The sequence below is a fragment of the Zhenpiania hominis genome, assembly GCF_014333425.1.
GTDB lineage: Bacteria > Bacillota > Clostridia > Peptostreptococcales > Anaerovoracaceae > Hominibacterium > Hominibacterium hominis.
Genome location: NZ_JACRYT010000002.1, coordinates 156,016 through 182,199, shown reverse-complemented (window position 1 = coordinate 182,199; position 26,184 = coordinate 156,016). Strand labels below are relative to the sequence as shown.

24 protein-coding genes, 1 tRNA gene and 1 pseudogene are annotated in these 26,184 nt (G+C 48.8%); 24 read left to right on the top strand and 2 right to left on the bottom strand.

Going from position 1 to position 26,184, the window contains the following annotated elements; genetic code table 11:
- Positions 1–12 precede the first annotated feature (12 nt).
- The 6 genes from H9L42_RS03695 to H9L42_RS03670 all read left to right on the top strand — a co-directional run bounded on the left by H9L42_RS03695 (position 13) and on the right by H9L42_RS03670 (position 6,290).
- A complete protein-coding gene (locus H9L42_RS03695) occupies positions 13–1,392 on the top strand; it encodes an NAD(P)/FAD-dependent oxidoreductase (RefSeq protein ID WP_187302055.1) in 1,380 nt (459 codons plus the stop codon).
- Positions 1,393–1,400: 8 nt separating this feature from the next.
- A complete protein-coding gene (locus H9L42_RS03690) occupies positions 1,401–3,185 on the top strand; it encodes an ABC transporter ATP-binding protein (protein ID WP_187302054.1) in 1,785 nt (594 codons plus the stop codon).
- A gap of 318 nt (positions 3,186–3,503) precedes the next feature.
- A complete protein-coding gene (locus H9L42_RS03685; protein ID WP_187302053.1) occupies positions 3,504–3,911 on the top strand; it encodes a C-GCAxxG-C-C family protein in 408 nt (135 codons plus the stop codon).
- A 267-nt stretch (positions 3,912–4,178) separates the two neighbouring features.
- A complete protein-coding gene (locus H9L42_RS03680; RefSeq protein ID WP_187302052.1) occupies positions 4,179–5,417 on the top strand; it encodes a hypothetical protein in 1,239 nt (412 codons plus the stop codon).
- A 398-nt stretch (positions 5,418–5,815) separates the two neighbouring features.
- Entirely contained in the window at positions 5,816–6,028 is a 213-nt protein-coding gene (locus tag H9L42_RS03675; RefSeq protein WP_187302051.1) for a cold-shock protein, read from the top strand.
- Between the two features lie 185 nt (positions 6,029–6,213).
- A tRNA-Pro gene (locus H9L42_RS03670) sits at positions 6,214–6,290 on the top strand.
- Between the two features lie 487 nt (positions 6,291–6,777).
- Here H9L42_RS03670 and H9L42_RS03665 read toward each other — a convergent pair.
- Together H9L42_RS03665 and H9L42_RS03660 are read right to left on the bottom strand one after the other, a co-directional pair.
- On the bottom strand, positions 6,778–7,134 hold the full coding sequence (locus tag H9L42_RS03665) for a hypothetical protein (protein ID WP_187302050.1): 357 nt from the start codon (positions 7,132–7,134) through the stop codon (positions 6,778–6,780).
- 148 nt (positions 7,135–7,282) lie between these two features.
- Positions 7,283–9,487, bottom strand: coding sequence for a S8 family serine peptidase (locus tag H9L42_RS03660; protein WP_187302049.1), 2,205 nt, complete (start codon positions 9,485–9,487; stop codon positions 7,283–7,285).
- 185 nt (positions 9,488–9,672) lie between these two features.
- Between H9L42_RS03660 and H9L42_RS03655 the strand changes: the two genes are divergently transcribed.
- The 18 genes and pseudogenes from H9L42_RS03655 (at position 9,673) to H9L42_RS03570 (ending at position 26,139) form a co-directional block, all read left to right on the top strand.
- Entirely contained in the window at positions 9,673–10,773 is a 1,101-nt protein-coding gene (locus H9L42_RS03655; RefSeq protein WP_187302048.1) for a glycosyltransferase family 2 protein, read from the top strand.
- A 521-nt stretch (positions 10,774–11,294) separates the two neighbouring features.
- Positions 11,295–12,239 (top strand): DUF6017 domain-containing protein, encoded by a 945-nt coding sequence (locus H9L42_RS03650; protein ID WP_007860264.1) that lies wholly within the window; start codon positions 11,295–11,297, stop codon positions 12,237–12,239.
- 36 nt (positions 12,240–12,275) lie between these two features.
- Positions 12,276–12,749: a PcfB family protein gene (locus H9L42_RS03645; protein ID WP_007860263.1), complete on the top strand. Its 474-nt coding sequence runs from the start codon at positions 12,276–12,278 to the stop codon at positions 12,747–12,749.
- A pseudogene (locus tag H9L42_RS03640) lies at positions 12,746–13,702 on the top strand (type IV secretory system conjugative DNA transfer family protein); the annotation flags it as partial. The gene H9L42_RS03645 and the pseudogene H9L42_RS03640, both read left to right, overlap by 4 nt.
- Positions 13,703–13,793: 91 nt before the next feature.
- Entirely contained in the window at positions 13,794–15,674 is a 1,881-nt protein-coding gene (locus H9L42_RS03635; protein ID WP_187302046.1) for a recombinase family protein, read from the top strand.
- A 26-nt stretch (positions 15,675–15,700) separates the two neighbouring features.
- On the top strand, positions 15,701–16,054 hold the full coding sequence (locus H9L42_RS03630; RefSeq protein ID WP_187302045.1) for a TnpV protein: 354 nt from the start codon (positions 15,701–15,703) through the stop codon (positions 16,052–16,054).
- A 116-nt stretch (positions 16,055–16,170) separates the two neighbouring features.
- Positions 16,171–16,842, top strand: coding sequence for a response regulator transcription factor (locus H9L42_RS03625; protein ID WP_187302044.1), 672 nt, complete (start codon positions 16,171–16,173; stop codon positions 16,840–16,842).
- On the top strand, positions 16,830–17,939 hold the full coding sequence (locus H9L42_RS03620; protein WP_346726282.1) for a HAMP domain-containing sensor histidine kinase: 1,110 nt from the start codon (positions 16,830–16,832) through the stop codon (positions 17,937–17,939). Before H9L42_RS03625 ends, H9L42_RS03620 begins: the two co-directional genes overlap by 13 nt.
- A 62-nt stretch (positions 17,940–18,001) precedes the next feature.
- On the top strand, positions 18,002–18,676 hold the full coding sequence (locus H9L42_RS03615; RefSeq protein ID WP_106788806.1) for an ABC transporter ATP-binding protein: 675 nt from the start codon (positions 18,002–18,004) through the stop codon (positions 18,674–18,676).
- A complete protein-coding gene (locus tag H9L42_RS03610) occupies positions 18,673–21,153 on the top strand; it encodes an ABC transporter permease (RefSeq protein WP_187302043.1) in 2,481 nt (826 codons plus the stop codon). Before H9L42_RS03615 ends, H9L42_RS03610 begins: the two co-directional genes overlap by 4 nt.
- 485 nt (positions 21,154–21,638) lie before the next feature.
- Positions 21,639–22,052, top strand: coding sequence for an RNA polymerase sigma factor (locus H9L42_RS03605; protein WP_187302042.1), 414 nt, complete (start codon positions 21,639–21,641; stop codon positions 22,050–22,052).
- A gap of 19 nt (positions 22,053–22,071) precedes the next feature.
- Positions 22,072–22,608, top strand: a complete 537-nt coding sequence (locus H9L42_RS03600) for a sigma-70 family RNA polymerase sigma factor (protein WP_465270640.1) — start codon at positions 22,072–22,074, stop codon at positions 22,606–22,608.
- Positions 22,544–23,080, top strand: a complete 537-nt coding sequence (locus H9L42_RS03595; RefSeq protein ID WP_465270639.1) for an RNA polymerase sigma factor — start codon at positions 22,544–22,546, stop codon at positions 23,078–23,080. The genes H9L42_RS03600 and H9L42_RS03595 overlap by 65 nt, the downstream gene beginning before the upstream one ends.
- The gene (locus tag H9L42_RS03590) at positions 23,077–23,616 is read left to right on the top strand and encodes an RNA polymerase sigma factor (protein WP_187302041.1); all 540 of its coding nucleotides are present in this window, start codon (positions 23,077–23,079) and stop codon (positions 23,614–23,616) included. The genes H9L42_RS03595 and H9L42_RS03590 overlap by 4 nt, the downstream gene beginning before the upstream one ends.
- Positions 23,556–23,852 (top strand): DUF3847 domain-containing protein, encoded by a 297-nt coding sequence (locus H9L42_RS03585; RefSeq protein WP_002596399.1) that lies wholly within the window; start codon positions 23,556–23,558, stop codon positions 23,850–23,852. Before H9L42_RS03590 ends, H9L42_RS03585 begins: the two co-directional genes overlap by 61 nt.
- Before the next feature lie 187 nt (positions 23,853–24,039).
- Complete coding sequence (gene mobQ / locus H9L42_RS03580) at positions 24,040–25,485, top strand: MobQ family relaxase (protein WP_187302040.1); 1,446 nt, start codon at positions 24,040–24,042, stop codon at positions 25,483–25,485.
- Between the two features lie 98 nt (positions 25,486–25,583).
- Positions 25,584–25,760: a hypothetical protein gene (locus H9L42_RS03575; RefSeq protein ID WP_002596503.1), complete on the top strand. Its 177-nt coding sequence runs from the start codon at positions 25,584–25,586 to the stop codon at positions 25,758–25,760.
- A complete protein-coding gene (locus H9L42_RS03570; protein WP_087173340.1) occupies positions 25,741–26,139 on the top strand; it encodes a cysteine-rich VLP domain-containing protein in 399 nt (132 codons plus the stop codon). The genes H9L42_RS03575 and H9L42_RS03570 overlap by 20 nt, the downstream gene beginning before the upstream one ends.
- Positions 26,140–26,184: the final 45 nt, after the last annotated feature.

The following is a 26,184-nucleotide window of genomic DNA, read 5'->3' as shown; positions in this document are numbered from 1 at the left end:
GGGAGGATAGAAATGAAGCATTATGATATTATCATAGTGGGGGCAGGCGCCAGCGGCGTGTTCTTGTCCTATGAGCTGACAAAACTGGAGAACCGGGCAAAGGTTCTGATGATCGATAAAGGCGCGCCTCTGGAAAAGCGCCAGTGTCCGATTAAGAAGGGCGCGAAGACCTGTGTAAAGTGCAGTCCGTGCCATATTATGAACGGATACGGCGGAGCGGGAACCCTTTCAGATGGAAAATACAATATTACAACTCAGTTCGGAGGGGATCTGCATAACTATGTAGGCAGAGACGCGGCCATGGCGCTGATGGAATATGTGGATGAGGTGCTCTGCGGCATGGGCGGAGCGGACGCCAAACTTTACTCCACCGCCAGCTCCGAATTAAAGACGATCGCGCTGCGAAACAATCTGCATCTTCTGGAAGCCAAGGTGCGCCATCTGGGAACGGATCGAAATGTAAAAATACTGGGTCGAATCTTTGACTACTGCAGCGACAGGATTGATACGATGTTCTATACAACGATTACGGAAATTGAACAGGAGCAGGACGGAACGTTTCTCGTGAAGACGGATAAGGGAGAAGCTTTTTCCTGCCGGGATCTGGTCTTGGCGACAGGACGTTCCGGATCAAAGTGGATTTCCAGCGTCTGCGACAGAATGGGGATCAAACAGGAAAAAAACCGCGTGGACATCGGAGTACGGGTGGAACTGCCCGCTGAGATTTTTAAGCATATTACCGACGACGTCTATGAGAGCAAGATCGTCTATAAGACGGATAAATACAATGACCAGGTGCGGACATTCTGCATGAATCCCTATGGGGAAGTAGTAGCGGAGAACACCAATGGCATTGTGACGGTTAACGGGCATAGTTACGCGGACCCCGCGCTGCGGACGGAAAATACCAACTTCGCGCTGCTGGTTTCCAATACTTTTACAGAGCCCTTTAAAGACAGCAATGAATATGGGGAATCCATCGCTCGCCTTTCCAATATGCTGGGCGGCGGCGTACTGCTGCAGCGGTTTGGCGATCTGGTGAAAGGACGACGAAGCAGCGAACGGCGCATGAAAAAATGTTTCACAAGGCCGACCCTTCAGGCGACGGCCGGCGATTTGAGCCTGGTCATTCCAAAGCGGCAGCTGGATAATATTATTGAGATGATTTACGCTCTGGATAAGATTGCGCCGGGAACCGCTAACGAGGACACGTTGCTCTATGGTGTGGAAGTAAAGTTCTACAACTCTAAGGTAGAGGTGGATAAGAACCTGGAAACAAAGGTAAAGGGAATGTACGCGCTGGGAGATGGATCCGGCGTGACCCACTCTCTGTCCCAGGCCTCGGCAAGCGGCGTTTATGTGGGAAGGATTCTGGCAGAAAAGTACAGGTGATCCGGAAAATGAAAGAAAACGCGATTAACACCAGGAAGACCTCTTATTTGATTAAGCGGTTTCTTCCGTATTTCAAAAAATATAAAGGCATTCTGGCGATGGATCTGTTCTGTGCGGCGCTGACCAGCATCTGCGATCTGGTGCTGCCCATGATCGTGCGGTATCTTACGGATATCGCAGCGACCGACGTCAGCCAGTTGACGGTGCGGCTGATCTTGTCGGTGGGAGCCCTCTATCTGGTATTGCGCGTTATCGATCTGATTGCCAATTATTATATGGCCAATATCGGACATGTAATGGGCGCGAAAATCGAAACCGACATGCGCAAGGACCTCTTCGAGCACCTGCAGGATCTGTCCTATTCCTATTACAATAATACAAAGGTGGGACAGCTGATGGCGCGGATTACAAGCGATCTGTTTGACGTGACCGAGTTCGCGCACCACTGTCCGGAGGAATACTTCATCGCGGCTCTGAAAATTGTCGTGTCCTTCTGTATTCTCTGCTCCGTGAATGTGTGGCTGACGGTTCTCATTTTCGCCATTATCCCCTTCATGATTTTCTTTGCCATGAAATTCAATACAAAGATGCGGACCGCCTTTAAAAAGTCCAGGAATCAGCTGGGAGAGATTAACGCGCAGGTGGAGGACAGTCTGTTGGGCGTGCGCGTCGTCAAGTCCTTTGCCAACGAGGAGATTGAAGAACGAAAATTTGAAGAGGGCAACCAGGGATTTCTCAATATCAAAAAGGAAATGTACCGCTATATGGCAGGCTTTCAGAGTACAACCAGGCTCTTTGACGGTATCATGTACATCGCGGTTGTGGTTGCCGGTTCCCTGTTTATGATGGAGGGGAGCATCACAGCTGCTGATTTGATGGCGTATCTTTTGTATGTAGTGATGCTGCTTAATTCGGTCCGCCGCATTGTGGAGTTTACCGAGCAGTTCCAGAGGGGAATGACCGGGATTGAACGGTTCATCGAAGTGATGGATGAAGAGGTGGAGATTCAGGACGCGCCGGACGCCAAAGAATTGGATTCTATCAAAGGCGAGATTATCTTTGATCACGCCAGCTTCCGCTATAATGACAGCGATGAGGATGTGCTGACCAGCATTGACCTGAAAATCGAGGCCGGTGAGAATGTAGCGCTGGTAGGTCCATCGGGAGCCGGGAAAACGACTTTGTGTAACCTGATTCCGCGTTTCTTTGACGTGACGGATGGGCGGATTCTGATCGACGGAACGGATATCCGGGATGTGACGGCCCATTCTCTTCGCTCCCAGATCGGCATGGTGCAGCAGGATGTGTATCTGTTTTCCGGAACCGTCTATGATAATATCGAGTACGGGAAGCCGGGAGCTTCTCGGGAAGAAATTCAGGAAGCGGCAAAGCTGGCGGGAGCCCACGAGTTTATCACGCAGCTGGCGGATGGCTATGATACCTTTGTAGGAGAGCGGGGCGTAAAACTGTCCGGCGGGCAGAAACAGCGAATCAGCATTGCCAGGGTATTCCTGAAAAATCCGCCGATCCTGATCCTGGATGAGGCGACTTCCGCCCTGGACAACGAGAGTGAACGGATTATCCAGGAATCCCTTGAAAAACTGGCAAAAGGAAGGACCACCCTGACCATCGCCCATCGTCTGACTACGATTCGGGACGCGAAAACCATTCTGGTACTTACAGAGGAAGGAATCCAGGAGCAGGGCAGCCATGAGGAACTGATGGCAAAAGGAGGATTGTACAGCAGATTGTACCAGCTCTATACTGCGGATGAGGAGATCATCGGCATGTAAGCGGGACGTTGTATCCTGGGTGCCTGAAATCCGCCGAATGGATACAAAAGTTATGGGTTTGAAGACTTGCGCTTTCAGGAAAAAGAATAAAATCCGCGGTTTTGCCCGAATCCGATCCCGCAAACGGGAAAGTTTTGTATCCATAAAAGGCTTTTAAAGGGTGCGGGATACAATCTGAGATGACAGCGCGGGCTATCTGTAGTCCCTGGCCGCTGCTTTTCCGCGCAAGCCGTGGGATGGAAGGAATCCGCCTGTCTTTTTTATGGAAATTGTGATAGACTACAGGTAGAAGTGATGAATACAAGGAGGAAGTCTTAAATGTCAGAAAGAGTAAAGAAAGCATTGGAAAATCATAAGCATGGTTATAATTGCGCCCAGGCGGTTGTATGCGCTTACTGCGATTTGTTTGGAGTAGATGAAAAAGAAGCTTTCAAAATGTCGGAAGCCTTCGGATTCGGCATGGGAACTATGGGCACCTGCGGAGCGGTCAGCGCCATGGCGGTACTTACGGGAATGAAGCTGAGCGATGGAAATCTGGACAAGCCTGCCACGAAAAAAGAATGTTACAAGATGATGAAAGATATGACCAGGCAGTTTGAGGACAAAAATAAGTCGATTATCTGCGCGGAGCTGAAAGGCGTGAAAGGCGGCAATGTGCTGCGTACCTGCGACGGATGCATTGAAGATGCGGCGGAGATTATTGAGAACACTCTTCTGAAAAAATAGGAAAGGGCTTTGAGATAAGCAGCGCCTATAAAAATTGGGCTATTAGAAAATATAAAAAGCGGCAGAAAGAACCATGCCGCTTTTTTGTGCGCAGAGGGAATATGAGGCGGATTGGGAAATATTTCCTTGCGGTGCGAAGGTTACAATGTAAAAAATGTGTTAAATTTTGAATAATCTGCGAAAAATTAGTGATAATTGAATGATTATTTAGTATAATGGAGGCAGATATTTTATGTACCTTCAAGAAAGTTTTAAAGGAGAACGAACATGAAAAAAGTAATGGGCAAATTGCTGTCGGCAATGCTGATTCTTACGCTGGTATTCACTTCAGCGAGCGTTGCGTTTGCGGACAGCAGCGAAACGGGCGCAGGGGAAATGAAGGCTGAAGCGACCGCGGTGAAGACAGATGAAGCGTCGAGCGGCGCGGATCTCAGCCAGGATCTAGAAAAACAGGCAAAAGCTGCGACCGTAAAAGGCGCAGCAGAAACGAAAGCAGTTGGAACATTATCATTTACTACTGTGACAACTGGAAATGAGAAAACAAAAGACGTGACCTTCGGCTACACAAATGCGGATATGATCAGCAGTAGTAAAGCGGGAATTGCGCAGCGCATTTATTTACCTGCGAAAGGAAGTTTTATTATGTCAGTAGCGAATTCATCACAGAGTACAGACTATATCAACTATGGACTGTATCGTGATGCACAATTGAGCAGCCAAGTTGGTTCTCTAGGTGTATCGAAAGGAACTACAACTTCTTGGACAATTAAGGTGCCTGCTGCTGGATATTATTATCTTGGAGTATACTCTTCTGCATACAGTGGTGAATCGGTATCTGTAGTAGGTAATATGGTCGCTAGATATGTAAGGGGAACGGATCGAACCATCTACAATAAAAAACAGATTGCAGTAGGTTATAAGGATGCCCAGACAAATCATTTTAAATTTAAAGCGGTAAGAAACGGATATCTGAAAGTGCAGGGTTCTGAGGCATACGATAAGATTACATTGTGTAACAGCAAGAAAAAAGCGATCTCTACTGCGGTTTACACGGGATATAATCCTACTTTTGGTGTAAAAAAAGGCAAGACCTATTATATCAGAGTTGCTGCTTCTTATAATTCAGATGGAATTTACGCACTGAAGGTAACGAATAGCACCGTGCTCGATAAGAGCGGTAAAAAGAAGACCAGAGCAACCCTTCTGAAGAGGAATCGGACAAAGAAAGGTACAATTGTAGCAAGCGAAAACAGGACGGACTGGTATAAATTCAGGTTGACGAAGAAGAAAAAAGTTCGGATTACGGTGAAAGGTGCGACAAATAACAGAATCAAAATTGCTGTGTATCGCGGAAATAAAAGAATCGGTTCTGTCGGCTCTTTCTCTTATCTGAATAAAGGCGTGAAAATGACTTCCATCGGAAAATGGACAAAAGGCACCTATCACATTAAGATTTACAGAGGAAGTAAGAACTCTTCCGGTTGGTATTCCGTGAACTGGAAATAAGAAAGCATCGGATAATTCACTTTTTCATTTAATCATCAGGACATAAAATACCGTGAAAAACCCCGGCTCCTGTCAAAGATGGGAGTCGGGGCTTTTGAAAAAAGTTGTGTTTGACAAATCTGACAATTCCGTGATATACTAAACTTGTATTAAGTGGAGAACGATTATAAGCAATACAGTTTTTAAAAGTTCCAGCCAAGGATACTTTTAAAAGCTGTTTTTTTTATAATACAGGAACGAGAGCTGGCGGCAATCGCTTTGGAGTTTCAAAAGAGTACCATTTGCGGTGTGTCCTGGGCCCGACTGACAGGCATGAAACGCGTAACTCCACTGTTTCCACTTTTTATTCGTACAGTTATAGTTATGCAATTAGTAAACAAAAAGGGAGGTACCGCGAAATGTGCACAGGTACAGTAAAATGGTTTAATGATGACAAAGGCTATGGTTTTATCACAAATGATGAGAGCGGAGAAGATTTATTCGTGCATTTTTCGGCAATCATTGCGGAAGGATTCAAATCATTGAAAGAAGGACAGAGAGTGACCTTTGAGGTTGAAGATGATGAGGCTCGCGGAAAAATGCGGGCGGCCAATGTTCGCGTGACAGCTTAGAAGGAATAAACAGTGAAAAGGGGGCTTGTGGAATGACGCAAGTCTCTTTTATCTTGGGAGAAAATGTAGGAAATGATTTTTGGTTAAGCTGTTAGAAAGTAAAATAACGATACGTTTCTCCGCAAATTTTTTAAATTCATTGTTGCAGAACAGGGAAAACAAGTGTATAATAGGAAAAGTCAGATCGAGGCATAGCTCAGCTTGGTAGAGCGTTGCGTTCGGGACGCAAAGGCCACAGGTTCGAATCCTGCTGCCTCGACCAATTGGAACGTTGAACATTTCAACGTTCCTTCTTTTTTAGGGTATTGATGTAAATTTGACGTAAAACTAAATAATTCTGCGGACGGTCCGGCTATATTGGATCGGTTTTCCCCGGAAGTCCGTTCCGATTGTAACTTCAGATTGTACCATTGCAGTCCTGATTTATAAAATCGTTCTCATTGCTAGTGAGGTGGTTTTAACGATTTGACATTTGGAGCCTATTTGCTATAATATACTTAACAAGACAGCCGGAAGGTGCCTGACCCACCTGCCCCGGCAAGCTAATAGCCTATAGCCGTCACTTTACCAGAGCTGAACGGCTATTTTTTATTGGTAATACTCAGAGCGGTAACGACTATGAGAAGCATTGTCAACATAATCATTAGTTCTTCATATGTACTCATGTTACCACCTCACCGTACAAGACTCAGGGCAGGTGGAAGCACGTTCAAGCGGCTGCCTTGGTAAATATATTCAGTTGTTATTGTCTATTGCTTCCACGGAACTACAGCGCGCACCCAATAATCATAAATCGCCTGAAAGGGCCGTGTGCATTTGAAAACTAAAACTTCATGTCTGCCAGTAGATTGCTTTAAATAGGTGATTCGCAGATAATACTGGCGTTCCCATTGCTGCCATGCTCCCACTTCATTTCTGGTAAGATGATCGATACTTTTGATTAAAGTGTAAGGCAATGTGAATACTTGAACGAAATACCCATTAACAGACAAACCATTTTCATGACATTGAATCCGGTACATACGTTTATGAAGTTGTACGTTTCCATCTGTGCAGCGATCAAAATATCCAACTGCTTTGATAGGTGTTTTTCTTCCAATATTCATGATTGATTTCCTTATAATTAAAATGACATTTCGTTTCAAAGAGATAATAACATACTACAGCATAAAATACAGTATGGAAACAAATAAAAATCTGGCGCGCAAACAATTGTCTGTTTGCGCGCCAGCATGTATCGGATATGGCAGAATATTATAGCCGCCTGGATTTTACTTTAGAGGTTTTGCTGTAAACCCGTTTCCCTTGGACCGTTTTATAAGTACGGATTTTGTAGAAATATTTTTTTCCGGGGGTTAGATTTCGATCCGTGAATCTACGCTTCTCGACAGGCATCGTTTTAATCAGACGCCATTTCCGCTCCTCTGTCCTTCGATAAATCTGGCAGCCGCTGATTTGGGAGGGATCGGATTCTTTTCGCTTGAGGATAATTTTTCGCCCAACCTTTTTCACCGAAAACGCCGGCTGTGCCGGCCGCACTTTAGCAGAGGCTTTCGGGGACAGCTCGCTGTAGTAGTGCTTACCGTTACGGAAGCAGTAAGAGCGCATCTTGTAATAATAAGTTTTGCCTACAGTCAGTTCCCGATCTGTCCAACTGCGGGGGCGTCTTTGGGAGATCGTCTGAATTAACTGATAATCTCCATTTTTGGTATCAGAACGGTAGATTTCATAACCGTCTGTGCCAGTGGATTTTTTCCACGAAAGATGGATTGCTCGATAATCCCGGTTTGCGGTTTTGAGTGAAGGGACTTCCGCGCGAGGACGGGAAGTTACTTTTCGGCTCTCTGGGCTCAGAGCTTTTTTTCCGTCACGGGTGGTACCGTAAGCGACAATTTTATAATAAAATTTCTTATCGAATTTGCGGCCAGTGTCTCGGAACGACAGAATTTTTCCTCTGCGAATTCGCTTAATCCTATGATAAGAGCCATCTTTTTTATCAGAACGATAAATAAAATAGCCATTCGCTCGAGGCACTTTTTTCCAGGAAAGCTTTATCGCATGAGGACCTGCCGAATATGCTTTTACCGATTTTGGCCGCGCAAGCTGTGGAACTTTCAGCCCGTCAGACACACCTGCCGCTGCCGCAACAGCCCGGCAGGCATTTACGTTTCCATGACCCGTATAAATATCGTAGCCTGGCTTATAGAGATCCGTAGCTGTAGAATAGAGGATCTCCTTTACCTCCGCGGCGGAAAGCTGAGGATTCACATAGCGGACGAGCGCGGCAACTGCTGCTACAGATGGAGCGGCCATAGAGGTGCCGCAGCCTTTTTTGTAGGACCCATTCAACCCGGTTGTATATACGCCCCTGCCAGGCGCGGAAATATCCTTTGAGGAACCAAAATTTGAACGTCCGGTTTTACATTTTCGGCTCCAGGCATTCTTATACTTTTTGGTATTAATGACACTGATGGTCGCGTCGAAATCGGAAGGATACCAGATCCGGGCATCTCCGTTGTTTCCGGCGGAACATACGATTACCACATCTTTCTTGTAGACGGCATCGTTAATCGCCGCTTCCAGCGCTGCGTCATCATGGGGCAAGCCAAACAGATCAGAATCTCCTTCCGAATGACCCAGACACATATTAATGACTTTTGCGCCCTTCGCGCAAGCATACTCAATGCCTTTGATGATATCTACGGTAGAGGCACTGGCCTGGGAAATATATCCCTCGCTGTGGAAAACGTTAATCGCCATAAGTGAAATAAGATCGTTATGATTGCCGGCTGCTATTCCGGCAATTCCGATACCATTGTTGGAAGTAGCGGCAATGATCCCCGCGGTTCCTGTTCCATGGGATGATGGCAGCGCTTTGCCGTAAACCGGATAGGGGGATTCTCTGTCCGCCACCGTCACACAATTTTCAATGGCAACATTCTTTTGGAGATCCGGATGTTGGTAATCAACACCTGTGTCCAGAGTCGCGACAATGACTTTATCCTTTTCGTCGCGCAGGGCTTGAGGCTTTACCTTATCGATCAGATCCCAGGCCTCCGGAACATCCATGTAATCCAGGTTCCACTGCCTGTCAATAAAAGAATCTCCGGAAGAGGAAGTTTCTCCCAGGGTGTACCGGTAATTAGGCTGAACAGAGGCAACTGCCGATTCTTTTTTTAGCTTAGAGATAGCCTGCCTTCTCATTTCAGATGAATCCAACCGTAACAGAAGGGTATTCCCTTTCCTTTGGAACATCTTATCTTTTGCGATTACATTAACTTTTTTCATTACTTTTTTTGCCTGATGTTTTGTCACGCCGGTTTTAAACGTGATAAGAAGCCCATTTCCCCCATTGGCTTCTGTGCTTTCGGCCAGACAGTAATTCACTGCTGAAAGGCAGAATAGAATTCCTAAGAGCAGGCAAAAAAGCAGTCTCCTTCTTTTTTTCACACTTTTCACACTTCTTCTCCTATCTGTCTTAATATAAGCGTCATTATTGTAACATTTTTTCGCTGTATGAAACAAGCGTCTTTGACAATCATCATAAAGTATTAATATTTTGTTCCCTGACCAATCCTTCGTTCACCTATAGGAGCCTTTTGCCTCTGTTGTGCATACAATAAGGAAGAAAGCGGAGGGATAGTATGGTTACAATCAGCCTGTGCATGATCGTAAAAAATGAGGAAGCTGTTTTGGAGCGGTGTCTCAATTCAGTGAGCGATCTGGTAGATGAAATTGTAATTGTCGATACCGGATCCGAAGATCGAACCAGAGACATCGCCCGAGCCTTTACACAGAAGCTTTATGAGTTGCCGTGGAATGATGATTTTGCCGCAGCCAGAAACGCGTCTTTCGAAAAAGCGGAAATGGAATACTGTATGTGGCTGGATGCGGACGATGTAATTCTGGAAAAGGATCGGCAGCGATTTCGGGAAATGAAAGAGAAGCTGTCCGGAAAAGAAGATATTGTGATGCTTCCCTATCATACGGCCTTTGATGAAGAGGGCCGCCCGATCTTTATCTATTATAGAGAAAGACTGATAAAAAATTCCGGAAAATTCCGGTGGGAAGGGGAAATTCATGAAGCTGTTACACCGTCAGGGACAATTCTCTACGGAGAAGCCTGTGTGACACATAAGAAGACAAAGCGTGGAGACCCGCAAAGGAATTTGCGGATTCTGGAAAAGAAAAAAAGGTCCGGGCAGATCCTTTCTCCCAGGCAAAAATTTTATTACGGACAGGAATTATATTTTAACGAGCGGTATGAAGAAGCCGCGGCTGCATTGGAAGCATTTATGAAAGAAGCTGGAGGCTGGATTGAAAATAAGCTGGAGGCGTGCAAAACTCTGGCCGCCTGCTACCGGAAGCAGGGCAGGGAAGATCAGGAGGCAGAAGCTTTGATGAAGAGTCTGCTGCTTGATGTTCCCCGCGCTGAAATTTGCTGTCAGATAGGGGAACATTTCTTTAATAAAGGAAAGTATGCTCAGGCAGCTTTCTGGTATGAAACGGCACGGACCAGAGAAATGAACGTCAGAACAGGAGGGTTTGTTCAGACAGAATGTTACGGCTACCTTCCGAATATACAGCTCGCTGTCTGTTATGACAGAATGGGTATGTATCGTCTGGCCAGTGAATGTAATGAACGTGCTGGCGTTTTCAAGCCAAATTCGGATGCAGTAGCGTATAATCGGGTTTATTTTGAAAACAAATTAAACGAAAAAGGGGAGAATGAGAATGACTTATAAAACTGATTTTTATCAGTTAGGTGATAGAGTATTAATTCGAGATTCGCGCAGCAATGATACGGGTGGAAGTGAGAATTGCGGCTGCGGCTGCGATGGATCTTCAGGAAGCTGCGGCTGTGGATGCGGCTGTGCTTCTCGGCCGGAACCCTGCTGCTCCGGTCCAACGGGTCCCACTGCCCCGTCAATATATGCACAACAAGGAAAATGCCGTAACCATGCGGCTTTCAGCACATTAAAGACAATTAAACAACCCCTATAATTACACCTAAAACGCCGTAGCAAGGTTGGACAAGCCTTGATATGGCGTTTTTAAGTGAGTAGGATATGTCGCCGCAGCTTGAAAAGAGTTGCGGTTTTTTTATGCCCGAAAACAGGCGGTAACGTGGAACGTTAGGCGCGAAAAAGCCCTTGCAATACAAGGCTTTTCAGACACAAAAACGGCAAAGGCATACTGCAATACCAAAACCGCCGAAAACGGCTTTCTAATATTCCACGCAGACCAAGAGAGGAAGTGATGAAACATGGCAGTTTTCAGAGTGGAACGCAATACGGGATATACCGTTATGAGCAACCACCACTTGCGCAATAAGGAACTCACCTTAAAGGCAAAAGGCTTGCTTTCGCAAATGCTGTCTTTGCCCGAAGATTGGGATTATACCCTTGCGGGCTTATCTCACATCAACCGCGAGAAGATCGACGCAATCCGCGAAGCGGTAAAAGAACTCGAAAAAGCCGGATATATCGTGCGCAGCCGGGAGCGCGACGAGAAAGGACGCTTGCGGGGCGCGGATTATGTCATATACGAGCAGCCGCAGCCGCGAGAGCCGGAAGCAGCTACCAGCGGCGAACAGCCGTCTATATCGGATTACCCTACATTGGAAAATCCAACATTGGAAAATCCAACATTGGATAATCCAACGTTGGAAAAACCTACGTTGGAAAATCCAACGCAATTAAATAAAGATATATCAAGTAAAGAACAATCAATTACTGATTTATCAAGTACCCATTCCATTCCTTTCCATTCCCCAAACCCCTTGCCCTTTGCACAGGACGAAGCGGCTACGCCGCCGGAAAGGAAAAGAACGGAAGCGAAAAGCAATAGCGCAGTAGAGATTTACAGGGAGATTATCAAGGACAATATCGAATACGACCATCTCATTCAAAACTGTAAAATCGACGCAGACCGCCTAAATGAGATTGTTGACCTTATGCTGGAAACCGTCTGCACAGCCCGAAAGACAATCCGTATTGCCGGGGACGACTACCCCGCCGAACTTGTCAAATCCAAGTTTTTGAAGCTGAACAGCAGCCATATTGAATTTGTTTTGGACTGCATGAGGGAAAACACAACCAAAGTGCGCAATATCAAGCAGTATCTAAAAGCGGTGCTGTTCAACGCGCCGAGTACCATTGACAGCTACTATACCGCCCTTGTCAATCACGATTTTTACGGCGGCGAATGAGCATAGCCACACTTTACCGGGAAAGGAGTTGATACCTTGCAGGAGGAAGTAACCCAAAAAACGATTGCCCTATACGTCAAAGTGGGAAAAGGCGCGGCGCGGCTTACCGAACAGGCGTTGCAGAAAGCAATCCGAAAGTTTTTGGAGCAGAAAAGCAAGCCCGCGCATGGGAAACAGACCATGCGCCAGCTTATGAAGCAGAACGCGGGCGTTTCCAACATCGAGATCACCGACAGCAATATTAAAGCCTTTGAGAGTACGGCGAAGAAATACAACATAGATTTTTCGCTGAAAAAGGTTAAGGGCGAGCAGACCCGTTACCTTGTGTTTTTCAAAGGCCGGGACGCGGACGTTATGACCGCAGCATTTCAAGAGTTTTCCGCAAAGAAGCTGAACCGGGATAAAAAGCCCTCTATCCGCAAAGCCCTTGCCGCTGCAAAGGACAAGGCGAAGCAGCTTAACGCCGCCCGCGACAAGGTAAAGAAAATAGACAGGGGGCGCGAGATATGAAGCAAATAAACTACAAAAAGCTGATACTTCCGAATATCCCCTATGTGTTCTTTGTCTATCTCTTTGATAAAGTCGGACAGGCGGTGCGACTTGCCCCCGGCGCGGATATATCCGCAAAGATACTGAATATCACAAAAGGATTTTCCGCAGCATTTGAAAACGCCTTGCCGAGCGTGTACCCGCTGGATTTGCTTGTTGGCATTGTAGGCGCGGTGGTTATCCGCTTGATTGTCTATGTCAAAGGGAAAAACGCAAAGAAATACCGCAAGGGCGCGGAGTACGGCTCTGCCCGATGGGGCAACGCCGAAGATATAAAGCCCTACATTGACCCGGATTTTCAGAACAACATCATTTTGACGCAGACCGAACGCCTTACCATGAACAGCCGCCCGAAGCAGCCGAAATATGCGAGAAATAAAAACGTCGTGGTGATCGGCGGCAGCGGCAGCGGCAAGACAAGGTTTTTCGTAAAGCCTAATTTAATGCAGCTTCATTCTTCCTACGTCTTGACCGACCCAAAAGGCACCGTCCTAATCGAGTGCGGAAAGCTGCTGCAACGGGCAGGCTACCGCATTAAGGTACTGAACACGATAAACTTTCGGAAAAGTATGCACTATAACCCCTTTGTCTATATCCGCAGCGAAAAGGACGTGTTAAAGGTTGTCAATACCCTTATTGTCAATACCAAAGGCGAGGGAGAAAAAAGCGCGGAAGATTTTTGGGTGAAAGCCGAGAGATTATTATATTGCGCGTTGATCGGCTACATTTGGTATGAAGCCCCCGCCGAGGAAATGAACTTTACAACGCTGCTTGAACTTATCAATGCAAGCGAAGCACGCGAGGACGACGAGGAATACCAAAGCCCCGTTGATCTGCTCTTTGCCGATTTAGAAGAACGCAGCCCCGACCATTTCGCGGTGAAGCAATATAAAAAATACAAATTGGCGGCGGGGGATGTATGCTCTAAGTGACTTCTTAATCATGGTTTTTGTCATGGTTAGTGAAGCAGTCACTTAGAGCATTTTCATTTCAGGAGGTACAGCCATGAGAAACGAGAAAATCACCCCTCTGTATGAGCGTTTGAGCCGCGATGATGAGTTACAAGGCGAGAGCAATTCCATATCAAACCAGAAAAAGATGTTAGAGGACTTTGCCCGCCGGAATGGGCTGCCGAACCCCACCCACTTCACCGATGACGGCGTATCGGGAACCCGTTTTGACCGCCCCGGCTTTCTGGCGATGATGGAGGAAGTCGAGGCCGGACGGGTGGAGGCCATTGTTATCAAAGACATGAGCCGCCTGGGGCGCGACTATCTGAAAGTCGGCCAGGTCATGGAGATTTTGCGGCAGCGCGGCGTCCGGCTGATCGCCATCAATGACGGTGTAGACAGTCTGAAAGGCGATGATGATTTTACCCCTTTCCGCAACATTATGAACGAGTTTTACGCCCGCGACACCAGCCGGAAAATCCGCTCCGTGTTCAAATCCAAAGGTATGAGTGGTAAGCACCTGACCGGCACTGTCATTTACGGCTATTTGTGGGATGAAAAGCGGGAACACTGGATTGTTGACGAAGAAGCCGCCGCTGTGGTACGCCATATTTTCGCGCTTGCGATGGAGGGCTACGGCCCCTATCAGATCGCAACCAAGTTGTCAGAAGAAAAAATCGAAATGCCTGCCGTTCACCTTGCCCGCTATGGCGAAGGAGTAAACAAGAATAAAACCTTTGCGGATATTTATCGTTGGAGTGCCTCTACCGTTGTTGAAATCCTGAAAAAACGGGAGTATTTAGGCCATACGGTCAATTTCAAAACCCGCAAGCACTTCAAGGACAAGAAAAGCCACTATGTGGATGAAAGCGAGTGGACGATTTTTGAGGACACCCATGAGGCCATTATTGACCAGGAAACCTTTGACAATGTGCAGCGTATCCGGGGAAACGCCAGACGCTACCCGGACGGCTTTGGGGAGGCCCATCCCCTGACCGGCCTGATGTACTGCGCCGATTGCGGCGGCAAGATGTATGTTCACCGCACATACAACGGCAAGCGCGTCCCGCAGTACACTTGCGGCCAGTATGGGAAGTATCCTATCGGCTCTCTTTGCCCGACACAGCACCGTATCAAGGCCGAAGCCGTTCTGACCCTGATTGCCGATATGCTCCGGGCCATCGCAGAGTATTCCAAGAATGACCGGGCCGAGTTTATCCGCACTGTCCAGGAAACGCAGGCCGCCCAGCAGACCGCCGACATATCCAAAAAACGGAAACGGCTGGCCGCCGCCCAAAAGCGGGCCGGGGAACTGGAACGGCTGATTTGCAAAATCTATGAGGACAACGCCCTGGGTAAGTTGCCGGACGCCCGGTATGAGGCCCTGGACGCACAGTATGCCAAAGAGCAGGACGCTCTCAATGCGGAAATCACGGAACTGGAAAAGGCCGTTACCGGCTATGAGCAGAGCCGGAAATCTGCGGAGAAGTTTATTGCCCTGATTGACAAGTACGAAAATTTCGATACGCTGACAAATACCATGCTCAACGAGTTTGTAGAGAAAATCCTTGTCCATGAACGCGCCCGCAAAGGCAGCCAGGACACCACGCAGGAGGTTGAAATCTATTTCAATTTTGTGGGCCGGTATATCCCGCCCGCCTTGCAGCCAGTTCCCCTGACCCCGGAGGAACAGGAAGAACTGCGGAAGAAGGAGGAACGCAAAGACAGGCTTCACCAGAACTACTTACACCGCAAGGCAAACGGCAAGCAGAAGGAATGGGAAGAACGCTATAACGCCAAGCGCAAGGCAAAAATGGAGGCAGCAAAGGCCGCAATCCGGGCAGAGGACATGAAAAAAGGCATTTTTATCCCTGTCAGCCAGTTACCTAGGCAGGAGCCGCGCAAGGCCACCGTATCGGCCAGTGCCGCAGTTTAACCATCACAGCGCAAAGGAGAATGAACATGAGCGAATTGACTTACACCCGCTGCGGAGATTACTACATCCCCGACCTGAAACTTTCCGAGCAGCCGGAGGCCCCCATCGGCAAGTATGGCCGTATGCGGCAACGCTACCTGAAGGAATACCGACCCGGCCTTTACAGCAGCTTGATTTTGAGTGAAAAGCTGTACCCGCACCTGTCGGAGATTGACAGGGCGGCGCGGGAGCGCATGGACGCCATGCTGCCCCGCATGATGGAGGCGGCAGGCGTCACCGAGGAACTGAAATCCCGTGACCCTATGCGGTGGGTGGGGCTGATGAACACGCTGAAAGCACAGGCAGAGGAAGTTATTTTTCAAGAGATAACGATGATTTAAGAGTACTAGCGTGCCTGCAAATTTTATTCAGCTATGATATAATGAAAATGTCAGGCTTTGAGATTTTCTTGAGATTTGAAAGATACAATATCGGATGTGAAATGGAGGAAAAGATCGTGAAAACAAAGATTTTGATTGTCGATGATGAACACGGTATCGTCGATATGATACAAAGTTACTTTCAAAAACAATATGATATTCTGACAGCATATAGCGGCCAAGAAGCACTCCAAAAAATCGCAAGCAACCCTGATTTGATTTTGCTGGACATCAATATGCCGGATATGGACGGGCTGACCGTATGCCAGAAGGTACGGGACTACATCACTTGCCCCATTTTGTTTTTGACCGCCCGCATTGAATCCAGCGACAAAATCATAGGCTTTCAAGCTGGAGCAGATGACTATATTGTAAAACCCTTTGATCTGGACGAATTAGGGGCACGTATTGCCGCACACCTGCGACGGGAGCAGCGCCGCCAAAGTAATTCTGCGGTTCGCTTCTTTGGTGAATTGGCATTAGATTACTCTGCCCGGACAGCTACAATCAATAGCCAGAGCATTCCGTTGTCCAAGCGGGAGTTTGAAATTGTGGAGCTTCTTTCCCTCAATGCAGGCCAAGTCTTTGACCGAGAACGAATTTATGAACTTGTGTGGGGATTGGATGGGGACGGGAATAGCGACACGATCATGGAACATATTCGGAAAATACGGGCTAAGTTTGCAGCACATACGCTGCACAATTACATTGAAACAGTTTGGGGGTGTGGTTATCGGTGGAACGCCTAAAAAATATGGGGTTAAAAAAGTCTTTTCTTGTTTTGTCTGTTTCCTGTGTTTTACTGGCTCTCCTGCTATTGGTGCTCGTTTTTGTGGTGTGTAATGTGATTAGCAGCACCTTTCCCACTGGTGGAATACAGATTTCTCCAGATGGTACAATAGTTAAACTGGAAGAACCGACAGCATCCCAGCAAACTATATTGTCAGTATTAGGTATCATACAAGTTGTATCTTGCATTGCGCTTCCTATGGGTGGGCTAGCCCTATCAGGAGTTCTATATTACCACATTAAATTGAAGCAACCGATTGCCGTATTGCAAAATGGTATTACAAGGATTCAGAACCACGACCTTGATTTTATTATGCCGGTTCGTTCTGGTGATGAATTGGGGCAACTCTGTGTTGCCTTTGATACTATGCGCGAAGAACTTTTGAAATCAAATCAGGAACTATGGCGGCAGATGGAAGAACGCAAAAGATTAAATGCCGCGTTTTCCCACGATTTAAGAAATCCGATCACAGTTTTGAAAGGAACTGTGAAATTACTGCGTCAGGGTACAGCAGATAAGCAGACGATTGACAGACTGGAAAGCTATACCCAACGTATAGAGCAGTATGTGGAAGCTATGAGCAGCATACAAAGATTGGAACAAATGCCACTGCGGGTAAGCGAGTGTTCCTATTCCCTATTGCGCTCGGAATTAGAAGATACTACAAAACTTCTTGCTGGAACATTCCAGCTATCCATTTCTGCACCTGATAATGGAACTGTACAAATAGATCATGCGTTATTTCTGATTGTCGCGGAAAATTTGATTGGAAATGCAGCTCGTTTTGCAAAAAGTGAAATTATAATATGCCTGCAACAGCGGGAAAACCTCTTGCTTTTGTCGGTCACAGATGATGGCCCCGGTTATCCCGCAGAGTTGGTACAAAACGGCCCAAAACCGTTTGGAAAACTGAATGGAGATTCCGCACACTTTGGGATGGGGCTTTATAGCAGCCAGACATTATGCCTAAAACACGGCGGAGCACTTACGCTGACGAATAGAAAGGATCATGGCGCAATAGCTACTGCTTCCTTTCAAACAAATCGGAAACCTTGAGCAATTTTTGAGATTTTTATTTTACACTCTCCTTATACCACAAATAAGGAGAGTGTTTTTTTATGAATATTGAGGCAAAAGAACTATCAAAAATCTACGGCAGCGGCGAAAGCCGTGTTGTCGCGTTGGATAAAGCCAATCTTGAAATTGCATCCAGCGACTTTATCTCCATCATGGGGCCTTCTGGCAGCGGAAAAAGTACCCTGCTTCATTTATTGTCAGGGCTGGATAAGCCAACTTCTGGCAGCTTGACATACGATGGAAAAGACATATACAGTTTCAACGACAAAGCTCTATCTGCTTTTCGTCGCCAGCGTATCGGTTTCATCTTCCAGCAGTTTAACCTGCTTCCCGTCTTGACCGCAAAAGAAAATATCATTATGCCTCTATTGTTAGATAAAAAGCAGCCGGATGAAGCCTATCTAAAGCAGCTTACGGAATTGCTGGGGATTCGGGAGCGCCTTACCCATTTACCCCATGAGCTTTCCGGCGGTCAGCAGCAACGTGTAGCGATTGCCCGCGCTCTGATTGCAAAACCCGATATTATCTTTGCGGATGAACCAACTGGGAATCTGGATAGTAAAAGTGGCAGCGAGGTTATGGAAATGCTGCAAAACATATGGAAGAAGATGGGGAAAACGCTTGTTATCATTACCCATGACAGCCGTATTGCAAGAATGGCAGACCGGCAATTTGTCATTGTGGACGGGGTTCTTTCGGAGGTGACGGCAAAATGAAATCCTATTTAGCACTTACATGGAAAGAACTAAAAGCGCAGAAAATCACAGCAATCTTGATTTTGATTGCGGTTATCATGTCTACGATCATGACAACGGTAGTCGGTCAGTCCATTGGGATATTACAATCTATGCGGATGGAGCAGGCGGCGAGTCTGAATGGAAACCGCTATGCAACCTTCCATCAGCTAAATCAAGAACAGGCGCAAAAGCTGCACGAAGATGACCGTCTGTACGATGTAGGAGATATAATCTTTGTCGGCAGTACGCCGTTAGGCAGCAGCAGTTTATCTCTATACCTTCGGGAATATCACGATAACGCTCTATCTATGTATCCGTCAATCGGAACTATAAAAGAGGGACGTTTACCAGAGGCCGCAAACGAAATTGCATTACCAGAAGATAGTATCCAATATCTCGGATTAGATGTTGCGATCGGGGATACTGTTTCTCTGGATATGCGTGTGTCTGTTATGGATGGTTCTCTGCCAGAATTTGAATATTCCGGCAATTTTATATTGACGGGTATTCTTGAAAGCAGCTATATCGGATATACAACCGGCACAGTTTCGGGAATTGTGGGAAACGGAACCGCAGAAAATTTACTGCCGGAAGAATATTTGCTTTATTCCACTGACTTTAAGACCCATGACAAGCAAAACTTTCAGAGCATTGTTTATAATCTTGCGACGGAGTTGAATGTAGAGGAACGGTATATCCAATACAACTGGGTTTTACTTGACGCCATCGGTATTTCGTATGACGAGGCAACCAGCAGCGATGCTGGTTCAGGCTTTCCTTTTATGACAGTGGCGTGTATTTTGGTAGGCGTATTGGTCTTGTTTGCAGCCGGATTGGTTATTTACAACATTCTCAAAATTTCCATTACAAAACGCATTAAAGAATATGGAACGCTTCGCGCAATCGGTGGAGAGCGAGGGCAGATATATCGTCTTGTTTCCTTGCAGCTCTTGATCCTTTGCGGGATTGGTATCCCTATCGGGCTGGTACTCGGTACATTGTCAACGAAGGGAGTGCTGATTGCTGCTACGAGTGTTCTCAATCCCGATATATTCATGGTAAATAGTGCTTCCGAATTAACTGCGGCCATCAGCGCAGCCAGTTCAGTGAAGTTAGCCATGCTCCTTGCCAGTGTTGCAGTCACACTTTTATTTGCTTTGCTGGCTGCGTTTCCTGCTGCACGATACGCATCCCGTGTATCTCCGACAGTTGCTATGTCTGGCCACGCTGTGAAGATCAAACGTCGTGGAAAACGAAATCGCAAAATCTATCATTTTGAATCTTACTACGCAAGGCTGAATTTGAAACGTGGGCGTGGCAGAACACTGGTTACGATTCTTTCTCTTGTTATGAGCATTACCGTCTTTGTCGCTTTACAAAGCTTTACCAATCTGCTGGATGCCAGTAGTTCAGTTCAGGATATGTATTTCAGCGATTACGCTGTTACAAATGAAACATTGGGTATTCCGGCGGAAGCTGTAGATACATTGAAAGCAAACGACGCAGTAGAAAGCCTTTCCACCACCAGACTTTCCGTATTTATGCAAGGCGCTGGTGACGAACTTCCCTTTGAAACAGATTTGTCTGTGCAAAGCTACGAAACCTTTCAGCTTGCAAATATTGACGATGGGCTATTAGAGATCTACGCACCCAACCTTTCGGATCAGGATAAGCAGGCATTAAACGATGGAACAGGCTGCCTCGTCAAAAATCCTATCCCATTTTCCTACGGGGATACGCCTATGGAGTACACAGAGCTTGCTGTTGGTGATACGGTTCAGTTGGGAGGCAGAACACTTCGGGTAATAGCGTTGATTGATAATCCAATTTCAATCAACAATGAAGGATTTGCCAACGGTGTCCAGATTATTGTGAATGAAGAAATATATTGCTCGCTGCTTGAAAATGACAGCTATTCAGAAATCTATCCGACATTACAGGATAGTGCTGATACAGATTCCTTTGAAAACTGGTTGGATAACTGGTGTCGTGAATATCCGGGAACTCATTGGCTTTCTTATCTTGAAAGCAGCAACGAAATGGCAGAAAGCTTTGAACAAATCAAAATGCTTTGCTGGGCGCTGATTATCTTTATCGGAATTATTGGTATATTGAATATCATAAACACGGTTTACAGCAATATCCATACCCGTGTCAATGAGATTGGTATGCAGCGGGCCATTGGAATGAGTGCAGCAAGCCTATATAAAACATTTCTGTGGGAGGGCGCTTATTACGGGATTTTTGCATCATTGATTGGTGCAGTGCTGGGCTATATCTGTTGCGTCTTTGTTAATGCTGCACAGACAGACACTTTACAGCTCGTTTCTGTCCCCGTTTTGGCGATCGCTGAAGCTGCGATTATTTCTATTTTGGCCTGTTTGTTGGCAACGGCGATTCCACTGCGAAATATCTCCAAAATGAATATTGTGGATTCGATAGAAACTATCGAGTGAATCTCCGAATTTCAATATAAAGCTATCCTGCCCCGCTAAACGGGGAAAGAAAAAAACCGTTGCAGGGCAGGTAGCTTCGTGCGCCTATAATGGATTTTCAGGGTACTGCGGCGGTTTTGAGTAACATCAAGGCCGCCGTTCCTTATGCCCTCGACAAAGGAGTGACGCCTATACGCTGACACGGCGGCTTTAGGAGGGAGCCGCCATGAAGCACACTGACCGCCGACAAATTCAGACGATATTTGTACTATCGTCAAAAAAAGCCCGGCCACCGAACAGGCCCCGTCTGGCAGCCAGTGCGAAAATTGTCACAATGTAACTGAATACCGTGTTTTTTGCGCTCGAATAGCTTCATGCTGTCCGGGCGTTTTTCATACCTATGGGGCCGGAACATCGGGCCAACATGGCCCGAACCCTGTCCCCGGTGCCGTTCCCCGCCGCCCCGTTCAGATTTTCCCGCAAAAATCTGAACGGAGGAAAGGCTGATGGAAGTCACCATCAATTATAACGGACAAGCTGTGGCCGTGGAGGTCACGCTGGAAGTCTATGAATTTCTTGACCGGGCCGACCACAAAGCCGAGAACCTGTCCCATGAGCAGCGGCGGCATTGGGATGGCCGGGAGTTTGACGAATACATAGTTGCCACCGAGGACGTGGGTATCTACGGCGAAACGCCGGAGGAATACCTTTGCCGCATGGAAACGCTGGATGAGCTGATGGCCGTCCTGGAAACCTGCACCGAGGCCCAGCGCCGCCGGTTCCTGCTCTATGCCCTGGACGGGCTGAGTTTTTCGGAGATTGCTGCCCTGTGCGGCTGCTCCAAGAGTTCGGTGCAAGGCTCCATTGAAGCGGTCAGAAAAATTTTTCAAAAAAATTTGAGAAACCACCCATACGAATGACCCCTTTTCGGGCTACCAAGTGAAAGGGATTGTTTCCCTTATCCCAGCGGGAGGCGGACAGCGGACAAGCTGCCCGCCTCTCCCATTTTCAGGAGGTAAGCCTATGAAAACAATCAATCTGCGGTGGATTTATCCCCACTACCGGCATGACGAGTTTGTGGAGGTCAGCGATGAAGTTTGGGAAGTCATGCGACAGGCCCAGCGCGAGATGAACAACTATGAGCGCCGGAAGGTCTACCACCGCGCCTACTACTCCCTGGACGCGTATAGCTGGACGGAGAACTATGCGCTGGAACACGGCAGATCGCCGGAGGAAATCCTTTTGGAGCGCGAGGAACGGGCCGCCCATCTGCGGCTGCTGGCTGCCTTGCCGGAGGCTCTGGCCCATGCCACCCCCACACAGGCCCGCCGCGTCCGGGCCTACTACATCGCCGGTATCAGCCAGCCGGAAATCTCCCGGATGGAGGGCGTAGACAGCAGCAAGGTCAGCGTTGCTATCCGGCGGGGCCTGCGGAATATGCGCCGCTGCTATGACTGCCTTTTCCCGGCAGAGTGAGGGCGGGCCTATGCAGACCATCAACCTAAAGCAATATTACCCGTTCTGCACTGAGGACACCTTTGTGGAGGTGTCGGATGAAATTGTCGAGGCGTTCCTACTGGACAAGCGGGCCGAGGCCGCCAGGGAGCGCAAGATGTACCGCTACAAGGCGTTTTATTCCCTTGACTGCAATGATGGGATTGAGAACGCCGCCATCGGCTGGGCGCAGCCTTCGCCGGAGGATTGCCTGATGGAAAAGGAGGCGCAGGCCGAATATGCCGAACTGCTCCGGCGGCTCTATGAGGCCATTTCCTCTCTGACCCCAACGCAGGCCCGCCGCGTTCATGCCCGGTATATGCTGGGGATGAAAGTGAAGGACATTGCCGCGATGGAGGGCATTACCCCATCCCAGGCTGGAAAGTCCATCCATGCGGCGCTCCGGCGGCTGCGCCGGTACTTCATACGCCGGAAATGGACAAGCGGCCTATGAAAACCATCAACCTGAAAAAATACTACTATCCGATTTGCAAGAAAGACACTTTTGTGGAAGTGCCGGACGAGGTTGCAGACGCCATTGTGGAGGAAAGCCGCGCAGAGAACGCAAATGACGCCAAGCAGCACTATCACTGTTATTCTCTGGACGCATCCCCCGGCATAGAAAACCATTTCCCGGAACAGGTCATTTCCCCGGAAGATATTCTGATGGAGAAAGAAACGGAACGGGAACAGGAGGCCGCCCATGCCCTGATGATGGAACGGCTCCGGGAGGCCCTTGCCACCCTGACGCCCCGGCAGGCGAGCTGCCTTCATGCCCGGTTTTGGGAGGGCAAGCAGTTTAAGGAGATTGCCGAGGCCGAAGGCTTCACGACATCAGCAGCCATTGTCACGGTTCGCAACGCTATTATCAAGTTACAGAAATATTATATCAAGCGCGGCTGGATGAAGCCGCCAAAGGAGAAAGCGATATGCACAAAGACAGCACCACCCAAGCGAAACAGAAAAAAGACGAGCGCGAAGAAGTCCTGAAGGAAATCCGGCAGCTTGAGAACCGCCAGAAGATTTTGGAGAACAAGCAGCGCAATGAGGAACGCAAGGCCCGCACCCGCCGCCTGATTGAGCGCGGGGCCATTTTGGAGGGCATTTTCCCTCTGGCCCCCGCCCTTCCCGGCGTAGAGGTCAAGGCGTTCCTGATTGCCCTGTCCCATCTTCCAGGGGCGGCGGAACTGGCCGCGAAACTGCCGAAATCCGGGGACAAGCCATAAGTCCCTTGTTTACAAGGGCGCACTTATACACCGTTGCCGGTGTCGTGCGCCCTGCCGGGGGCTGTTGCGCTCTCTGAGCGCGATGGGGCGCTACACTCCCCAAACCCCTTGTGCGCCCCGCGCAGCCAAACACCCGCTTCGCGTCTGTTCGGCTCCACGGAGCCTGAAATATCCCCGCCGAAAGGAGGTGCCACCCATAGATTTTTGTCATTTTCCCGTCAGTATCATCAAGCGCAGCGAGGGCCGTTCCGCTGTTGCCGCAGCCGCCTACCGAAGCGGAACCAAACTGACGAATGAATGGGACGGCCTGACCCACGATTACACCCGGAAAAGCGGCGTTGTCCATGCGGAAATCATGCTGCCCGCCCACGCCCCGCCGGAGTTTGCAGACCGCTCCACCCTCTGGAACAGTGTGGAGCAGATTGAGAAAGCCAGGGACAGCCAGCTTGCCCGCGAGATCGAGGCAGCTTTGCCCCGCGAACTGTCCAGGGAACAGCAGCTTGCCCTTGTCCGGGCCTATGTGAAGGACAACTTTGTGGACAAGGGGATGTGCGCCGATTTTGCCATCCATGACAAGGGAACCGGCAACCCCCATGTTCATATCATGCTGACCGTCCGGCCCCTGAAAGAAAATGGCGCATGGGGCGCGAAGTGCCGCAAAGCATACGACCTGGACGAGAACGGCCAGCGTATCCCGGACGGGAAAGGCGGCTGGAAGAACCACCGGGAGGACACCACCGACTGGAACGACAAAGGGAATGTGGAGATTTGGCGGGCGGCATGGGCGGCTTATACCAACCGGGCATTGGAGGCCGCCGGTCAGCCCGCCCTGGTAGACCACCGCAGCTACAAGCGACAGGGCATTGATAAAATCCCCTCTGTCCACCTGGGGCCAGCAGCCAGCCAGATGGAGAAACGCGGTATCCACACCGACAAGGGAGAAGTCAACCGGCAGATCGCCGCCGATAACAAACTGCTCAAAGAAATCAAGGCCCGCATTACCCGCCTCTACAACTGGTCTAAAGCCGAGGCGGAGAAGCCGGAGAGCCAGCAGGCCAGCATGATGGACTTGTGGGAGGCCCAGCAGCAGCTCAAGCGGCCCGACACTCGTACCGGCAAAGTCCGGGCTTTGCAGGAGAGCGCCGCCCTGTTCAGCCTTTTGCAGGCAAACGGAATCAAGTCCATGCAGCAGCTCCACGATAAAATCTCTGAGATGAACAGCAGCTACTATGACCTGCGGGGGAAAATCGTCAAGGCCGAGCGCCGGATCGCCACCCTCACCGAGCGCGGGGAGATGTGGGCGCAGTACAACAAGTACAAGCCCATCCGCAAGCAGCTTGCCAAGGTAAAGCCGGAGAAACGGGAACTGTTCGAGCAGCGCCACAGCCGGGAACTGATCCTCTATGATGCGGCGGCCCGGTATCTGAAGGAACTGAAGGACAGCGGTGAGGAAATCACCCCCAAGGCATGGCAGCGCGAGATCGACCTGCTGACCGCCCAGAAGCAGGTGGACACCATCGACATGAAAGCCATGCGGGAGGAACTGAAAGCCGTTGAACGGCTCCGCAAGGCCGCCGACCAACTGGCCCGCCAGGGACAGGACAAGTCCCATGACCGGGGGCCGGAACGGTAAAGGGTACGGCGTTTTGCCGCCCCCCTTAGGTGCGTCGCGTTTCACGACACCCCTTTGCACAGAACTGTCAACATTCACTCACGGAAGGAGATTGCCCTATGAAGCAGATTATTTTACCCGTCACTGTCCACCTGAATATCCGCCTGCCCCTTGCCCTCTTGCAGCCGGAACCGGCAGACGCGCCTACCGGCCCGGAGCCGGAGGCCCATGCCTGCCAGGGCTGTGGCAACTGCGGCGGGTGTGGGAAGTGCCAGCATGAAGAAAAGCAAGCCTGAACCCATCCTCGTCATGGACTACCGCCAGTACCGCAGAGCGCGGCGGCTGGTACATGAGTGCTGCAACTATGACGGTGGCAACTGTATCGCGCTGGACGATGGGGAGGAATGTGTCTGCGTCCAGTCCATTTCCTACTCCCTGTTGTGCCGGTGGTTCCGGGCGGCGGTGCTGCCGCTGGACAGGGAACTGGAAACGGCCCTGTTCCACCGCCTGGACGCCAAACGGTGCGCCGTCTGCGGGGCGCTGTTCACCCCCGGCTCCAACCGGGCCAAATACTGCCCGGAATGTGCCGGACGCATGAAGCGTATCAAAGCCGCCCAGCGCAAGCGCAAACAGAGGGCTAAGTGTCACGCTTTAGGGGCCGAAAACCCCTTGTAAATTAAGGACTTTTTCGAGGGTGTCGCTGGGGGCCTGATAGATTTA

Bases quoted from the DNA above. Each gene is read 5' to 3' on its own strand.
- H9L42_RS03630 (WP_187302045.1), top strand. From the start codon at position 15,701: ATGAGCGAATTGACTTACACCCGCTGCGGAGATTACTACATCCCCGAC.
- H9L42_RS03690 (WP_187302054.1), top strand. From the start codon at position 1,401: ATGAAAGAAAACGCGATTAACACCAGGAAGACCTCTTATTTGATTAAG.
- H9L42_RS03610 (WP_187302043.1), top strand. From the start codon at position 18,673: ATGAAATCCTATTTAGCACTTACATGGAAAGAACTAAAAGCGCAGAAA.
- H9L42_RS03685 (WP_187302053.1), top strand. From the start codon at position 3,504: ATGTCAGAAAGAGTAAAGAAAGCATTGGAAAATCATAAGCATGGTTAT.
- H9L42_RS03635 (WP_187302046.1), top strand. From the start codon at position 13,794: ATGAGAAACGAGAAAATCACCCCTCTGTATGAGCGTTTGAGCCGCGAT.
- H9L42_RS03615 (WP_106788806.1), top strand. From the start codon at position 18,002: ATGAATATTGAGGCAAAAGAACTATCAAAAATCTACGGCAGCGGCGAA.
- H9L42_RS03665 (WP_187302050.1), bottom strand. From the start codon at position 7,134: ATGAATATTGGAAGAAAAACACCTATCAAAGCAGTTGGATATTTTGAT.
- H9L42_RS03695 (WP_187302055.1), top strand. From the start codon at position 13: ATGAAGCATTATGATATTATCATAGTGGGGGCAGGCGCCAGCGGCGTG.
- H9L42_RS03575 (WP_002596503.1), top strand. From the start codon at position 25,584: ATGAAGCAGATTATTTTACCCGTCACTGTCCACCTGAATATCCGCCTG.
- H9L42_RS03680 (WP_187302052.1), top strand. From the start codon at position 4,179: ATGAAAAAAGTAATGGGCAAATTGCTGTCGGCAATGCTGATTCTTACG.
- H9L42_RS03675 (WP_187302051.1), top strand. From the start codon at position 5,816: ATGTGCACAGGTACAGTAAAATGGTTTAATGATGACAAAGGCTATGGT.
- H9L42_RS03585 (WP_002596399.1), top strand. From the start codon at position 23,556: ATGCACAAAGACAGCACCACCCAAGCGAAACAGAAAAAAGACGAGCGC.
- H9L42_RS03650 (WP_007860264.1), top strand. From the start codon at position 11,295: ATGGCAGTTTTCAGAGTGGAACGCAATACGGGATATACCGTTATGAGC.
- H9L42_RS03605 (WP_187302042.1), top strand. From the start codon at position 21,639: ATGGAAGTCACCATCAATTATAACGGACAAGCTGTGGCCGTGGAGGTC.
- H9L42_RS03655 (WP_187302048.1), top strand. From the start codon at position 9,673: ATGGTTACAATCAGCCTGTGCATGATCGTAAAAAATGAGGAAGCTGTT.
- H9L42_RS03570 (WP_087173340.1), top strand. From the start codon at position 25,741: ATGAAGAAAAGCAAGCCTGAACCCATCCTCGTCATGGACTACCGCCAG.
- H9L42_RS03590 (WP_187302041.1), top strand. From the start codon at position 23,077: ATGAAAACCATCAACCTGAAAAAATACTACTATCCGATTTGCAAGAAA.